Genomic DNA, 14,827 nt, shown 5'->3' with positions numbered 1-14,827 from the left:
GTAGAACGGCGGGATGCACAGGCTTCTCACGTTCGCTGATCAGCTGAGGCTGATCGACGAACGGTCGGCCGCCTTCAGCGCCGCGGTCGCCGCGGTACCGAGCCTCGACGTCCGGATGCCGACCAATCCCGCGCGCACGCTGTTCGATCACGTGCAACACGTGGGCATGGGTCGCCGCAAGGCAGCCGCGATCGTCACCGCCGGGCCCGCGGACGGCCCGCCGGCCGAGTCCGCATGGCAGGCCGGCAAGGGTGCGCCTCGAGAGCGCGAGGCCCTCCTGAATTGGTGGGCCGAGTCCGTCGCGCACCTGTCGAGTGTGCTGCGCGAGGCGGGCCCAGACCGCGAATGCTGGACATGGTGGGATGACTCGCCCACACCCCCAACCTCCGGGGCGTGGGCGCGGCGCCAACTGCACGAGATCGCCGTGCACACCTACGATGTCCAGCTCGCTGAAGGTGCCCCTCAGCCGATACCCGAGAACATCGCCCTCGACGGTTTCGACGACTGCCAGTTCACCCTGTGCGCGACGACGGTCGCCTGGCCGCACGACCCCGCCGTCGTCGACTACCACGCCATCGAGGGCTGGTCCTGGCGCCTCCGGCTGTCCCCCGACGGCGCACAGGTCGCCCGCCTCGCTCCTGCTGCCAGCGAGCACGCTGACCTGCCCGACGCATCCGCCCGGGGCACTGCCAGTGACCTGGTGCTGTTCTTCTACAGCCGCATATCGCTGCAGTCGGTCGCGTTCGAAGGCGAGCGTCGCATCTTCGGTCAGCTCGCCGCCTGGGACCCGTCCGTGTGACACATCGCCAGCATTTGCGGAGCACCAGTCAGGAGGCGTCGCCAACAGATCAGCGGCGAAGGGTTCTGCCTGATCGTGAGACCACGCCGACGATTCCCTTCACACGAACCAGTTCGCCGGATCGGTAGTATCTGAAAGCCGCGCAGTGCATCGGGGTGTGCGTTCACTGCTGAAGTCGGTCGATGGGGAGACACAGATGGTGACCGTTGAACGCGAGCTCAGGGATCTGATCCTTGAAGTCAAGACCACGGGTCCTGACTTCGATCGGGGTTTCGTGCATCGCGATGACCTCATCGAGAGCGTCAGGTCCGGTCCGTCTCGGCTGGTCACCGTCACTGCCCCTGCGGGCTACGGGAAGACCTCGTTCCTCGCCGAATGGCGACAGCGCGAAGATCGCGCCACCGGATGGCTCACCCTCAGCAGCGACGACGACGACCCCGCAGCGCTCATGCGTCTGCTGACTCGCGCCTGCTCCCCCTTCACACCTGTGGCTGCTTCACTCGACGATCAGATCCTGACCGCCGATCGTGGTGTGCTCGGCCGGATCGCACCGGTACTCGCGCGTGCCCTCTCCCAATGCGAGCAACCGTTCGTGCTCTTCATCGACGACACCCACGTGCTGGAATCACTCGACTCGATCGACGCGCTCAACGTCGTGCTTGCGGGCGTGCCGGCGCGCTCCCAGGTCGTGCTAGCCAGCCGGCATCGGCCGACCTCCTTCGCCCGCGGGCGCGTGGCAGCATCTGCGGCCCATGTCACGGCGGAAGATCTCCGAATCGATGTCTCCGGGGCTGCCAGGATCGCCGAGGGCGCAGGCGCACAGGTCTCCCCCGAGATGCTCGGGAACTGGGTTGAGCAGAGCGGCGGCTGGGCGGCGGGCCTGCACATGTGCGCCCTGTTGTCGCGAAGGGGCCCGGTCGCGTCGATCGGAAGCCAGGATCTGCTCGCCGACTATCTCTACCGCGAGTGCTTGCGCGAGCTGCCCGACGACATCCGCGGGTTCCTCGTTTCCACGTCGATTCTGAAGTCCCTCGTTCCCGCGATGTGCGATGCGGTGCTGGGGCGCTCCGACTCCGCGGGCATCCTCCGTGATCTCGAAGCTCGTCAGCTCTTCATCACCGCGGATCCTCAGCGCCGTTCCTATCGACTTCACCCGTTGTTCGCCGAGTACCTGCAGGCCGAACTCGATCACGACGCCGGTTCGACGGTTGCCGACCTCCACAGACGGGCATCCGGCTGGTGCCAGGAGCATGGCCTCCTCCCGGAGGCGATCAACCACTCGATCGCCGCAGGTGATTTCGCGACGGCCTCCTCGCTCGTGGCGCTCGCTGCGCTCAATACGTACACAGCAGGCGAAACGACGACCCTCGGGCGGTGGATCGAGCAGATCGGCGACCCGAACCTGCTCGCCAACCCGTTCGCCGTCGTGGTCGTGACGTGGTACTCGCTCCTGTCCGGTACCGACGGCGCTGCGCAGAAGTGGGCCTCGCTGCTCGGCAGCATGCCCGACGGCGCCCCGCGGGTCGATGGAATCGATGTTTCGTCGGCGAAGGCGATGGTGCGGGCCATCACCATGAAACGCGGCATGCGAGAAGCACTCGCCGACGCCGAATTCGGGGTTCAGGCGGAGGCCGTCGAGAGCCCATGGCGCGATCCAGCGCTCCAGATCCTGGGCAGCACCCTTCTCCATACGGGAGACGAGACCCGAGCGCGCGAAGTCCTGCGTGAAGCGATCCACACGGCGGAGGCACACGGAAACCCCGCCACCATCGTCATGTGCGAGATCGAACTCGCACAGCTCTCGATCGATGCGGACGACTGGGTCACGGCCGACGCACACGTGCAGCGAGCACTCGACGCGATTCGTACCGGCAACATCGACGGCTACGTCATGTGCGCTTATGCGCATGCGGCCGCGGCATACTGCGCATTGCACGCCGGGCGCCGGGTGACCGGGCAGAAGTTCCTGGCTCTGGCGATGTCTGAACGCGGCCGCTGCGGAAGCGCGGTTCCCTTGATCAGCATCCCCACGCGTCTCTTCCTCATCCACGCGAACCTGCAGATGGGCGATATCGAGGCCGCCCGGATGTTGTCCCGCGAAATCAAGGAGATCCTGCCGCCGCGCGAGGGCCGCGAGGTACTGGACGCTCGTGTGGCTGCGGCGGTGCGAGCGATCGATGAGAAGGACCGTCTCGGTCGACACGCTGCGTCGACCGCATTGACGGTCGCCGAACAGCGCGTCCTCCCCTACCTCCAGACCCACTTGACCCTCGCGGAGATCGGCAAGCGACTCTACGTCTCGAGGAACACCATCGGCAGCCACGTGTCCTCGATCTTCCGGAAGCTCGCCGCATCGACCAGGTCCGAGGCCGTGGAGAACGCAACCGCTCTGGGGTTGCTCGGCGGCCTGAGAACCGCCTCGTTCGACGAGCATGAGCCGATGACGATGGCGCCGGCCGACGTCTGACCTCGGTCCGGTCTACGCGAGGGACGCAGGAAGGGAGAGCGACGAGAATGAGGCCGCTTCGATACTCGATCAACGTGACGCTCGATGGCTGTTGCCATCACGAGGCGGGACTCCCTCCGGATGAGGAGTCGATGCGCTACTGGACCTCGGAGATGGAACGAGCCGATGCCTTGCTGTTCGGGCGGGTGACCTACAGCATGATGGAGTCCGCATGGCGGAAGCCGGCCGCGGGCTCGTGGCCGGACTGGATGGATGCGTGGCAGGTGCCGTTCGCCGAGGCGATCGATGGGGCGAAGAAGCACGTCGTATCGACGACACTGAGCGAGGTCGACTGGAATGCCGAACTCCTGCGCGGCGAATTGGGGCCGGCGGTTCAGCGGCTCAAGCAGGAGCCAGGCGACGGCCTATGGGTCGGCGGCGTGGCACTCCCCCTGGCGCTGGCGGATCTGGGGCTGATCGACGAGTACGAGTTCGTCGTGCAGCCGGTCCTTGCCGGACACGGTCCCACGTTGCTCGCCGGTCTCCGTGAGCGTATTCAGCTCGAACTCGTGGATCGCCACGAGTTCCGGTCTGGCGCGGTCGCTATGCGCTACCGGCCGGTGCACGCTGCCGGTTGACGTGGATCACACCGCTCGACTACCAGACGGTGCCGCCGCCGACTGAGATTCCGCCCCAGGTGAGCGCGATGAAGATCGCCGCGAACACGACCGGTGCGATGCCCTTGCCGTTGCGCGCGAGCCCCTTGAAGAGCGCGATCACCGCGAGGATCGCGGCGATGATGGAGAGGGCGCCGCCGACGATCAGCCCGATGAAGAGCGGGATGGGCATGAGCACGAGGCCGGCCAGTGCAAACCAGAACGCGGCCCAGGCCGCCGGGTTGGAGCGTTCGACAGAGGAAGACATGCTTCATTATGTCGTCTCGGCGGCCCGCAGCCTCGTCGGTGGCCGCGCGTCGTCGCCTCCCGGGTCGGGGCGCCGTCACGAGCTGACGCGAACCCCGCGCCCCTCGAAGCTGACGATGTCACCGAGCTGCAGCTGCCGTCCACGTCGACGATCCACCTCGCCGTTCACTGCCACATGGCCGTCGACGATGGCCTCTTTCACGTCGCCACCGGAGTCCAACAGGCCAGCGAACTTCATGAACTGCCCGAGGCGGATGACCTCACCGCCGATGTGGACGTCGTCGATGGGATCCGTGTTCGTCATCCCCGAATGCTAGTCGACGGCACCCACGGGGACAGGTTTCGCACATGGCTGGACCGAAGACACAGGGGTAGCCAAGAAGTCTCTCGCCTAGCTAGCGTTGGGCCCACTCGACCACGAAATGGAAAGTGGGGGCCTTTCATGTGCACAGGACTGAGCTACACGACGCGGGATCATTACTTCGGTCGCAATCTCGACCTGGAGTTCTCGTACAACGAGACCGTCACCGTGACACCACGGAATTTCCCGTTCGAGTTCCGCAAGGCGTCTGCGCTCCCGACGCATCACGCGATCATCGGGATGGCGACCATCGCGGACGGCTACCCGCTGTACTACGAAGCGACGAACGAGAAGGGCCTCAGCATGGCGGGGCTCAACTTCCCGGAAAACGCCGACTACAAGCCCGAAGCGGAGGGCAAGACGAACATCACGCCGTTCGAATTCATCCCCTGGATTCTCGGGCAGTTCGAGACCGTCGACGAGGTGAAGACGGCCCTCTCGACGCTGAACCTCGTGAAGATCGACTTCAGCGAGACGTTCCCACTCTCCCCATTGCACTGGATCATCTCCGACCGCACGACGTCGATCACGGTCGAAAGCGTGAAGGACGGTCTGAAGGTGTACGAGAACCCCATCGGGGTGCTCACCAACAACCCCACGTTCGACATCCAGTCCTTCAACCTGAACAACTTCATGCACCTGTCGAAGAACCCGCCCGAGCCGAACTTCTCACGCGAGCTGGAATTCGACGTGTACAGCCGGGGAATGGGCGCGATCGGCCTTCCCGGAGACCTGTCGTCGGCATCTCGCTTCGTCAAGGCGGCCTTCACGAAGATGAACTCGGTGTCCGGTGACTCCGAATCCGAGTCGATCAGCCAGTTCTTCCACATACTCGGGTCTGTCGCGCAGCAACGGGGGTGCGTCGAAGTGTCGCCCGACAAGTACGAGATCACGATCTACTCGTCGTGCTGCAACACCGACCAGGGCATCTACTACTACACGACCTACGAGAACAGTCAGGTGACCGGGGTCGACATGCACAAGGAAGACCTCGACGGAACCGATCTTGCTGCGTATCCGCTGGTCACAGGCCAGCAGGTGCATATGCAGAACTGAGGTTCGTGCGCCGCGCCGATCGCCCGGTCGTGAAGCGGTCGCCGACGCGGTGAACACGATCGCGATCGCCGGTGCAATCCAGCGGAGGATTGCGGCGAACGCCGAATGGGCGATCAACCCGGCGCATCCGCTTCGGTGCGTTCCACCGGCAACCACAACTCGCAGGTCGCCGTACTGAAGTCGGGCGCGCGGTCGAGGACCGCCACGATCGAGGGGCCCGGCCTCAACTGCCAGGGGTTCGAGGGGAACCATTCGGTGGCGGTCGCGGCCCACGTGGACTGCAGCGCCGCCGGATAGGCGCCCTCGACGCGGAAGACGGCCCAGGTGCCGGCGCCGACCTCGATGGCGTCGAGGTCTTCCGGCACCGAGGTCGCCTCGGCGACCGCGACGCCATGGAGATAGGTCAGCTCGCTGCCCTCCGTGTAGTCGGGATCCACATCGGCACTCACCTGCAGGAGCCCCGCCGGCTCCGTGTCGCCCAACCCCTTCAGGCGCTGATGCTCGGTCGGCGGCAGCGCGGCGATGTGCGCTTGGATGTGCGGGTTGGCACCGTGGTGGATGAGCGGCACGCGTGCCGAATGTCCGATGAGTCGGAACGCAGGTCGATCGGCGATGCGGGTGTCCATCGGGGTGTTCCCTTCTACGGTCAGGCGGAACCTGAGCTGCGATTGTGTGCGAAGGGGGCCACCGTTCCGGCGGACATCGCCGGGGCCGACGCCGTGCACCGATCTGAACGCCCGGTTGAACGCCTCGGTCGAGCCGTAGCCGAACCTGGTCGCGATGCCGAGCAGGTCACCGTCTCCCAGGACCTCGGACGCGGCGACCGACATGCGGCGGCGCCGCACGTACTCGGACAACGGCATGCCGGCCAATGATGAGAACATCCGGCGCAGGTGGTAGTCCGTGGTGCCGAGGCGGCCCGCAAGGCCGGCGATGTCGATCTCCTCGGTGAGGTGATCCTCGACGAAGTCGACGAGTCGATTGAGCAGTGCGATCACGGATTCCCCCTTCGACGTCCAGCCTGCTCGTCGATGAGGGGCTCCACCCGACTATCGCCGTTCGATGCGATCGCTCCGCACGAGGAACGCCGATGACGCCCGATCGTCAGTCGTTCGCGTGCCGCTCTGCGTATTTCTCGAGTCGCCGCCCAGTGGCCGGCATGCCGAGCTCGTTGTAGGGCCCATCGACCTCGCGCTCTGGCAGCCGTTCGTCGGTCGGGCACACGAGCACGGTGTTCGGCGTCGAGTGATCGATGAAGTGCTCGAACATCGGGTGTCCGCAGATCGGGCAAGCCTTGCCATCGGTCGGCTCGAGTTCCGCTTCATCGGCTGGGGTCGGCGGATTGGTGAAGACCGGCTCCAGCACCCGGTCGACCTTCTCGAAGAAGTGGGTGAATGCGTTGCCGTCGTCGCGGCTCGCTTCGTCACGTGCCATCATGCGCCTGATGGTACGCCCGCTTCAGTCCGCACCGCCACTGCCCGCTCCCCCACCGTCCGCGGCACACGGCACGGCATCGCGAATAGGCTTGATGCATGACGGATGCCTCAGCCCCACGCCAGGTCACGATCATCACCGGCGCGAGCCGCGGAATCGGCGCTGCCATCGCCGAACGCCTCGCCGCCGACGGGCACGACCTCGTGCTGACCTATCGCGAGCGACGTGACGAGGCCGATGCGATCGCACGTCGCTGCGCGGCATCCGGTGCCCGAGTGCTCCTGCTGCAGGTCGACCTCGCCGATCTCGAGGCCGCGTCGACCGTCGTGCCCGCGGCGATCGCGGAGTTCGGCAGGGTCACCGGCCTCGTCAACAACGCCGGCATCACGGGGCGCATCGGGGGGTTCCTCGACGCGAGTCTCGACGAGAGCGAGGTGCTCTTCCGGGTGAACGTACTCGCCCCCATCGCGCTCACGCGGGCCGCGATCGCGCACATGGCGACCGATCGCGGCGGTGCGGGCGGCAGCATCGTGAACATCTCCTCGGGTGCGGCTCGCAGCGGATCCCCGAACACCTACATCCCCTACGCCATGAGCAAGGCGGCGCTCAACGCGCTCACGACGGGGGCGTCGAAGGAGTTCGGCCCCGTCGGCGTGCGGGTCAACACGGTCTCCCCCGGTACGACGCACACCGAGATCCATGCTGAGGCCGGGCGACCCAATGCTCCCGAAGAGCGCGCACCGAACATCCCGATGCGCCGTGCCGGTGAGCCGCACGAGATCGCCGGTGCGGTCGCCTATCTCTTCTCAGCGGATGCCTCGTACACCACGGGTGCGGACATCCGTGTCGCGGGCGGCAACTGACGAGATCACGTTCAGCTCTCGCCGAACCCGGACTCCGCGAGTGCCGCCAACGCGTCGACCGCTTCGCGGCCGCTGAGATCTCGGCTCGAGATGTCGACCTGGGCCCCCTTCGTCAGGCCGAGCGACATGATGCCGAGCAGGCTCTTCGCGTCGGTGCCGTTCACGGTGACCTTCTGCGGGAACGTGCTCGCGAGCTTCACGAGTTCCGCGGCGGGCCGGGCGTGCAGCCCGTCGGAGTTCACCAGACGGATGCTTCGGGTGTAGCCGGATGCCGCGGCGCCAATGTTCGCACCGTCATCCGCGGTCTCCCCGCTCGAGACGGCCCCCGCGCTCGCAGCCGTGGCCGCCCCTCGTGCCGACTCGGCAGCGGCGACGACGACCTCGAGCGGATCCCCCGCCTCGGCGGCGACTGCTGCGGCGACGCCGCCCTCGACGAGCGGAGCGTCGACGATGCGCACTCGTGCGCGAGCATCGTCGTCGAGGAAGTCGAGTGCGGTCTCGGCCGTGAGGATCGCAGAACCGAGATCGCACAGCACGACGACTCCTGAGCCGGAATCGGCCTCGGTGATGCCGGCGCTCACGAGATCGAAGCTCGTGCCGATGCGACCGTCATCGGTGCCGCCCGCGGCGACGAGCGTTGCGGTCGGCGCCATCTGCCTCGCGAGCTCGACGAGCCCCGTCGCGATCGCCGCCGAGTGCGAGACGAAGAGCAGCCCGACCTTCCCCGGAACGGCCATGTCAGGCACCCGCGGATGCCGCCGCCGCGTCGGCGGCCGCTCGAAGCAGCAGTGCGCTCGACTCGGCACCCGGGTCGCGGTGACCGGCCGATCGTTCGCCCAGATAGCTCGCACGGCCCTTCCGCGCGACCAGCGGCTCCGTCGCGACGGCGCCCGCCTCCGCCGCGTCGGCAGCCGCCGCGAAGACGCCGGCGGCATCGACACCCGCCGCGGCCGCGGCATCCGCTGCATCGACGGCTGGAGTCCACGCGTCGATCATCGTCTTGTCGCCGGACTCCGCCTTGCCGCGCGACACGACGCCGTCGCGCGCTGCCGTCAGAATCGCGGCGATCGCCGTACCGTCGAGCGACACGGCACCACCGGCGGCCGCCGCGGCCTTCAGGTAGGCGGTGCCGTAGAGCGGACCAGCCGCACCACCGACCGTCGAGATGAGCGTCGTCGCGACGAGTTTCAGGACATCGCCCGGCGTCGATCCCGCGGCGAGATCGTCGAGCTTCGGCAGCACCGCCTGGAACCCTCGATCCATGTTCTCGCCGTGATCGCCGTCGCCGATCTCGCGGTCGAGCGTGATGAGCTCGACTCGGTGATCGGCGATCACCTGCGCGCTTCGTCTGACCCAGTCCACGGCCCAGGTGATGTCCAATCCCACCGAGATTCCCCCTTCGATCATTCGCTCGGGCCTAGCGGCCCCACCGCAGCGCAGCCGTCTGCACCGGGGCATCCCACAATTCGATCATCTCGTCATCGAGCTTCAGCAACGTGATCGACATTCCCTGCATCTCGAGCGCGGTGATGTAGTTGCCCACGAGAGAGCGGGCGATCTCGATGCCGCGCTCCTCGAGCACTTCCGCCGCCCGCCGATAGGCCAGATACAGCTCGATCTGCGGCGTGCCGCCCATGCCGTTGACGAAGAGCAGCGCTCGCTCGCCGCGCTCGTACGGGAGGTCTTCGAGGATCGGCTCGAGCAGCCGATCGACCAGGCGATCGGCGGGTTCGAGCTTGACGCGTTCCCTCCCGGGCTCCCCGTGGATGCCGATCCCGATCTCGATCTCGTCTTCGGCGAGCGTGAAGCTCGGCTCGCCTGCATGGGGCACGATGCACGGCGTCAGGGCGAGCCCCATGGAGCGCGCACTGGCGTTCACGCGCTCCGCGACGGCGACGACCTCGTCGAGCGAGTCCCCGCGTTCGGCAGCGGCGCCCGCGATCTTCTCGACGAGCACGGTGCCGGCAACGCCCCGGCGACCTGCCGTGTAGAGCGAGTCCTTGACGGCCACGTCGTCGTTCGTGACGACGGAGCGGACCTCGATGCCGTCGGCGGCGGCCAGGTCGGCGGCCGTCTCGAAGTTCAGCACGTCGCCCGTGTAGTTCTTCACGATGTGGAGCACGCCGGCCCCTCCGTCGACCGCCTTCGTCGCGGCGAGGATCGGATCCGGCGTCGGCGAGGTGAACACCGCACCCGGTACGGCGGCGTCGAGCATGCCGAAGCCGACGTATCCCGCGTGCAGGGGCTCGTGCCCGCTGCCGCCACCGCTCACGATGCCGACCTTGCCGGCGATCGGCGCGTCGGCACGCACGACACGGATCGGATCGAACTCCACGCGCACGAGATCGGCATGGGCAAGGCCGAACCCTGCGACCGACTCGTCGACGACCCGCTTGGGATCGTTGATGATCTTCTTCACGACATCCCCTTCCTCGACTGCCGGGCGCCGTTCAGCCGTGCAGCGACGTCGACGCAGCATTCCCCCGCCAACCTACGCCCGACGTGCGCTCAACCGTAAGGGGGCAGTGCGAATCTCACCCGCCCCATTCCCCGCCGTAGCCGCTCTGAGTATCGTGGGCTGTGTTCCGCCCCTGGGCGATGCCCCCGGGCTAGCGAAAAGGATGGATGGTCAACGTGGACAATCTCGGAGTGTTGTTCCTCAGCGAGCTCGTCGGTACCGCGATGCTCGTGCTCCTCGGCTGTGGTGTCGTGGCCAACGTGGCCCTCGCCAAGACGAAGGGCTACAACGGCGGATTCCTCATGGTGACGATCGGCTGGGGCCTCGCGGTCTTCGCCGGTGTCATCGTCTCCTACGCGTCGGGCGCGCACATCAACCCGGCCGTCACCCTCGGTCTCGTCGCCAACGGCGCGACCGAGTTCGGCAACGCCGGGCTCGGCCTCACCGTACCGGTCGATCCCGTCTCCGTGAGCGCCTACATCGGCGCCCAGTTCATCGGAGCGATCATCGGCGCCGTGATCGTCTGGCTCGCCTACAAGCAGCACTTCGACGAGGAGCCGCAACCCGCCTCGAAGCTCGGCGTCTTCTCGACGGGTCCCGGCATTCGCAACTACGCCTGGAACCTCGTCACCGAGATCATCGGCACCTTCGTGCTGGTCTTCGTCGTGATCGGCTTCGGCGGCGGCAGGCAGGGCGACGGCGGTCTCGCGGCCCTCGGAGCGTTGCCCGTGGCACTGCTCGTGATCGGTATCGGCGTCTCCCTCGGTGGCCCGACCGGCTACGCGATCAACCCGGCCCGTGACCTCGGCCCGCGCATCGCGCACGCCATCCTGCCGATCCACGGCAAGGGCGGCAGCGACTGGTCGTACTCATGGGTACCCGTGATCGGCCCGGTCATCGGCGGACTGCTGGCCGGGTGGCTGGCGATCCCGCTGCTGCCCATCATCACCTGATGACGTCGGGGCCGGTCCGTCGGGCCGGCCCCGCGTCATCCGCGGCACGACCGCCGGTCTCGGCCGGCTGAGCAGATTGAGAGAGAAACCGAATGGCCGACTACATCCTCGCGATCGACCAGGGCACGACCTCGTCGCGCGCGATCATCTTCGACAAGGCCGGATCGATCATCTCGACCGGACAACTCGAACACGAGCAGATCTTTCCGCAGGCCGGCTGGGTCGAGCACAACGCCACCCAGATCTGGGACAACACGCGCGAGGTGATCGGCCAGGCCCTCGGCAAGGCCAACCTCACCCGTCATGACATCGCCGCGGTGGGCATCACGAACCAGCGCGAGACCGCGGTCGTCTGGGACAAGACGACCGGTCGCCCCGTCTACAACGCCATCGTCTGGCAGGACACCCGCACCCAGCCGATCGTCGACCGGCTCGCGGCCGACGGCGGCGTCGAGCGATTCAAGCAGCAGGTCGGCCTCCCGCTCGCGACCTACTTCTCGGGCACCAAGATCGTCTGGATCCTCGAGAACGTGCCCGGTGCGCGTGAGAAGGCCGAGGCCGGCGACCTGCTCTTCGGCACGACCGACAGTTGGGTGCTCTGGAACCTTACCGGCGGCGTCGACGGCGGCGTGCACGCGACGGATGTCACGAACGCCTCGCGCACCATGTTCATGGACCTCGAGACCCTCGCCTGGGACGACGACATCCTCGCCGCGTTCGGCGTGCCGAAGTCGATGCTTCCCGAGATCAAGTCGTCCTCGGAGGTCTACGGCCACGCGCACTCCTCGAGCCTGCTGCGCGAAGTCCCGGTCGCCGGCATCCTCGGCGACCAGCAGGCCGCGACGTTCGGCCAGGCGGCGTTCGACGCCGGTGAGTCGAAGAACACCTACGGCACGGGCAACTTCCTGATCTTCAACACGGGCGAGGAGATCGTCCACTCGAAGAACGGGCTGCTCACGACGCTCGGCTACAAGCTCGGGGATGCCGCTCCCCACTACGCACTCGAGGGCTCGATCGCCGTCACCGGGTCGCTCATCCAGTGGCTCCGCGACAACCTCGGCCTGTTCTCGAGCGCCCCTGAGGTGGAGGCGCTCGCCAAGACGGTCGAGGACAACGGCGGTGCGTACTTCGTGCCCGCGTTCTCGGGCCTGTTCGCGCCGTACTGGCGCCCCGACGCCCGCGGCGCGCTCGTCGGCCTGACCCGGTACGTCAACAAGGGCCACATCGCCCGCGCCGCCCTCGAGGCGACCGCGTTCCAGACGCGAGAAGTCCTCGAAGCGGTGAACGCCGATTCCGGTGTCGACCTGACGGAGCTCAAGGTCGACGGCGGCATGATCGCCAACAACACCCTCATGCAGTTCCAGGCCGACATCCTCGGCGTGCCGGTCGTGCGACCGGTCGTCGCCGAGACCACGGCACTCGGTGCCGCCTACGCGGCGGGACTCGCGGTCGGTTTCTGGTCGAGCCTCGACGAGCTGCGGGCCAACTGGCAGGAGGATTCGCGCTGGGAGCCCTCGATGGACGAGGCCGAGCGCGACCGCCAGATCCGACTCTGGAAGAAGGCCGTCACGAAGACGTTCGACTGGGTCGACGCCGACGTGAAGTGACATTCCGTGCTCGCTGAGCCTGTCGAATCGGGACCCCTTCGACAGGCTCAGGGCGCGGGAAAATCAGGCCTTCGTGGCCGCGATCCACTGCTCGAGCTTGCGTGCGGCGGCGCCGCTGTCGATGGCCGCCTCGGCGATGGCGATCTTCTCGGTGAACCGATCGAGGATCGCGCGCTGGAACTGGCTCGGATCCTTCGCGAGCTCGAAGGAGACGAGGCCGGCAGCGGCGTTCAGCACGACGATGTCGCGCACCGGACCCCGGGCACCGGCGAGCACCTCGTGCACGACGACGGCATTGTGCTGCGCGTCACCGCCCGCGAGCTGATCGATCGTGGCACGCGCGATGCCGAGGTCACGGGGATCGAGGTCGTGCTCCTTCACCGTGCCGAGCGACACCTCCCAGACATGGCTGTGGCCGGTCGTGGTGAGTTCGTCGAGGCCGTCGTCGCCGCGGAACACCAGCGCCGTGGCACCTCGGGTCTGGAAGACGCCGACGATGAGCGGCACGCGGTCGAGCTGCGCCACACCGACCGCGGATGCCTCGGGGCGGGCCGGGTTCACGAGCGGGCCGAGGAAGTTGAAGACGGTCGGCACGCCGAGCTCGGCGCGCACGCGTCCGGCGTGACGGAAGCCGGGGTGGAACGCCGCCGCATAGGCGAAGGTGATGCCGGCGTCGCCGAGCACCTCGGCAACGCGCTCGGCAGGCAGCTCGAGGTCGAGTCCGAGGGCGGCGAGCACGTCGGAGGAGCCCGACGACGAGCTCGCGGCGCGATTGCCGTGCTTGATCACCGGCACTCCGGATGCCGCGGCCACGATCGACGCCATCGTCGACACGTTGACCGTGCCGAAGCGGTCGCCGCCGGTGCCCACGATGTCGAGCGCCATCGGGTCGACAGCAAGCGCCACGGCGTGGTCGAGGATCGCGTCGCGGAAGCCGACGATCTCGTCGACCGTCTCCCCCTTGACGCGCAGGGCGATGAGGAAACCGGCCAGCTGGGCCTCGCTGATCGAGCCCGTCATGACCTGCTCCATGCACCACGCGGCATCCGAAACACTGAGATCGGACCCCTCGAGGAGGGAATTCAAGATGTCTGGCCAGTTCTGTCCTGCGGGCATGCGTCGATCCTATCTGCGTGATTCACGGCGGATTCGCGGCCTTCGCCCAGCCCAACTTAGGCTCCCCTTACCCGTCGGGAGCGACACGACTCCCCCGGATGACGAAAACTCAGGCCTCGTTTCAGCCATAATGGGATGGTGACGAGCACCTCAATCACTTATCAGGCGAGCGCGCCCCTGATCAAACGACCGAACACCGTAGCGGTGGGAACGATCGTCTGGCTCGGCAGCGAGGTCATGTTCTTCGCGGGACTCTTCGCGATCTACTTCACGCTGCGGTCGACATCACCCGAGCTGTGGTCCTTCGAGGCCGGCAGGCTCAACGTTCCGTTCGCGGCGGTGAACACGCTGATCCTCGTGCTGTCGTCGGTCACGTGCCAGTTCGGCGTCTTCGCAGCCGAGCGCCTCCAGCCGTATGCGACCGGATGGAAGCCGACCCAGTGGGGCGTGGTGGAGTGGTTCTTCCTCACCTACGCCATGGGCGGTGTCTTCGTCGCTGGCCAGGTCTGGGAGTACGCGACGCTCGTGTCCGAGGGCATCGCACTCGACTCGAACGCGTACGGCTCGGCCTTCTACCTCACGACGGGCTTCCACGCCCTGCACGTCACCGGCGGCCTGATCGCGTTCCTGTTCGTCATCGGCCGTGTCTTCGCGGTCAAGAACTTCGGTCACCGCGAGGCGACGAGCGCGATCGCCGTCTCGTACTACTGGCACTTCGTCGACGTGGTCTGGATCGGGCTGTTCTTCGTCATCTACGTCCTCAAGTAAGTCGCATCAGGAGCGTCAGCACAGCATGCCCGTGAACAGGAAG

General features: G+C 67.1%; 16 protein-coding genes. 8 read left to right on the top strand and 8 right to left on the bottom strand.

Annotated features, from left to right (window positions below; genetic code table 11):
* Window positions 1-13 precede the first annotated feature (13 nt).
* The 3 genes from ESP57_RS01470 (at window position 14) to ESP57_RS01460 (ending at window position 3,883) form a co-directional block, all read left to right on the top strand.
* The gene (locus ESP57_RS01470) at window positions 14-799 is read left to right on the top strand and encodes a maleylpyruvate isomerase N-terminal domain-containing protein (RefSeq protein ID WP_129230333.1); all 786 of its coding nucleotides are present in this window, start codon (window positions 14-16) and stop codon (window positions 797-799) included.
* Window positions 800-995: 196 nt separating this feature from the next.
* Complete coding sequence (locus ESP57_RS01465; protein WP_129230332.1) at window positions 996-3,266, top strand: LuxR family transcriptional regulator; 2,271 nt, start codon at window positions 996-998, stop codon at window positions 3,264-3,266.
* 47 nt (window positions 3,267-3,313) lie between these two features.
* Window positions 3,314-3,883 (top strand): dihydrofolate reductase family protein, encoded by a 570-nt coding sequence (locus ESP57_RS01460; protein ID WP_129230331.1) that lies wholly within the window; start codon window positions 3,314-3,316, stop codon window positions 3,881-3,883.
* Window positions 3,884-3,902: 19 nt separating this feature from the next.
* On the opposite strand, the gene ESP57_RS01455 is transcribed toward ESP57_RS01460, so the two are convergent.
* Both ESP57_RS01455 and ESP57_RS01450 read right to left on the bottom strand, forming a co-directional pair.
* Window positions 3,903-4,169 carry a hypothetical protein gene (locus ESP57_RS01455; RefSeq protein WP_056008782.1) on the bottom strand — a complete coding sequence of 89 codons (267 nt, stop codon included), beginning with the start codon at window positions 4,167-4,169 and terminating at the stop codon, window positions 3,903-3,905.
* A gap of 75 nt (window positions 4,170-4,244) precedes the next feature.
* Window positions 4,245-4,472, bottom strand: coding sequence for an RNA-binding S4 domain-containing protein (locus tag ESP57_RS01450; RefSeq protein WP_129230330.1), 228 nt, complete (start codon window positions 4,470-4,472; stop codon window positions 4,245-4,247).
* A gap of 138 nt (window positions 4,473-4,610) precedes the next feature.
* Here ESP57_RS01450 and bsh point away from each other — a divergent pair, with 138 nt between their 5' ends.
* Window positions 4,611-5,585 carry a choloylglycine hydrolase gene (gene bsh / locus ESP57_RS01445; RefSeq protein ID WP_129230329.1) on the top strand — a complete coding sequence of 325 codons (975 nt, stop codon included), beginning with the start codon at window positions 4,611-4,613 and terminating at the stop codon, window positions 5,583-5,585.
* Between the two features lie 113 nt (window positions 5,586-5,698).
* Here the strand turns inward: bsh and ESP57_RS01440 are convergent, their stop codons facing one another.
* Window positions 5,699-6,583 (bottom strand): AraC family transcriptional regulator, encoded by an 885-nt coding sequence (locus ESP57_RS01440; RefSeq protein WP_129230328.1) that lies wholly within the window; start codon window positions 6,581-6,583, stop codon window positions 5,699-5,701.
* Window positions 6,584-6,689: 106 nt separating this feature from the next.
* Window positions 6,690-7,022 (bottom strand): hypothetical protein, encoded by a 333-nt coding sequence (locus ESP57_RS01435; protein WP_056008771.1) that lies wholly within the window; start codon window positions 7,020-7,022, stop codon window positions 6,690-6,692.
* A gap of 95 nt (window positions 7,023-7,117) precedes the next feature.
* On the opposite strand from ESP57_RS01435, the gene ESP57_RS01430 reads away from it, so the two are divergent.
* Window positions 7,118-7,882 (top strand): SDR family NAD(P)-dependent oxidoreductase, encoded by a 765-nt coding sequence (locus ESP57_RS01430; RefSeq protein ID WP_129230327.1) that lies wholly within the window; start codon window positions 7,118-7,120, stop codon window positions 7,880-7,882.
* Between the two features lie 11 nt (window positions 7,883-7,893).
* On the opposite strand, the gene dhaM is transcribed toward ESP57_RS01430, so the two are convergent.
* From dhaM to dhaK, 3 genes are read right to left on the bottom strand one after another with little or no spacing between them, the layout of a single operon-like run.
* On the bottom strand, window positions 7,894-8,619 hold the full coding sequence (gene dhaM, locus ESP57_RS01425) for a dihydroxyacetone kinase phosphoryl donor subunit DhaM (RefSeq protein WP_129230326.1): 726 nt from the start codon (window positions 8,617-8,619) through the stop codon (window positions 7,894-7,896).
* Window position 8,620: 1 nt separating this feature from the next.
* Entirely contained in the window at window positions 8,621-9,268 is a 648-nt protein-coding gene (dhaL, locus tag ESP57_RS01420) for a dihydroxyacetone kinase subunit DhaL (protein WP_056008762.1), read from the bottom strand.
* A 31-nt stretch (window positions 9,269-9,299) separates the two neighbouring features.
* Window positions 9,300-10,301: a dihydroxyacetone kinase subunit DhaK gene (gene dhaK / locus ESP57_RS01415; protein WP_129230325.1), complete on the bottom strand. Its 1,002-nt coding sequence runs from the start codon at window positions 10,299-10,301 to the stop codon at window positions 9,300-9,302.
* 206 nt (window positions 10,302-10,507) lie between these two features.
* Between dhaK and ESP57_RS01410 the strand changes: the two genes are divergently transcribed.
* Complete coding sequence (locus ESP57_RS01410; RefSeq protein WP_129230324.1) at window positions 10,508-11,293, top strand: MIP/aquaporin family protein; 786 nt, start codon at window positions 10,508-10,510, stop codon at window positions 11,291-11,293.
* Window positions 11,294-11,385: 92 nt separating this feature from the next.
* Complete coding sequence (glpK, locus tag ESP57_RS01405; RefSeq protein WP_129230323.1) at window positions 11,386-12,900, top strand: glycerol kinase GlpK; 1,515 nt, start codon at window positions 11,386-11,388, stop codon at window positions 12,898-12,900.
* A 63-nt stretch (window positions 12,901-12,963) separates the two neighbouring features.
* On the opposite strand, the gene trpD is transcribed toward glpK, so the two are convergent.
* Window positions 12,964-14,016 carry an anthranilate phosphoribosyltransferase gene (gene trpD, locus ESP57_RS01400; RefSeq protein WP_129230322.1) on the bottom strand — a complete coding sequence of 351 codons (1,053 nt, stop codon included), beginning with the start codon at window positions 14,014-14,016 and terminating at the stop codon, window positions 12,964-12,966.
* A 135-nt stretch (window positions 14,017-14,151) separates the two neighbouring features.
* On the opposite strand from trpD, the gene ctaE reads away from it, so the two are divergent.
* Entirely contained in the window at window positions 14,152-14,784 is a 633-nt protein-coding gene (gene ctaE, locus ESP57_RS01395; RefSeq protein ID WP_056008750.1) for an aa3-type cytochrome oxidase subunit III, read from the top strand.
* Window positions 14,785-14,827: the final 43 nt, after the last annotated feature.

It is taken from the genome of Agromyces fucosus, from assembly GCF_004134865.1.
GTDB lineage: Bacteria > Actinomycetota > Actinomycetes > Actinomycetales > Microbacteriaceae > Agromyces > Agromyces fucosus.
The sequence above is the reverse complement of the archived record's forward strand: the minus strand, read 5'-3'. Positions and strand labels throughout refer to the sequence as shown.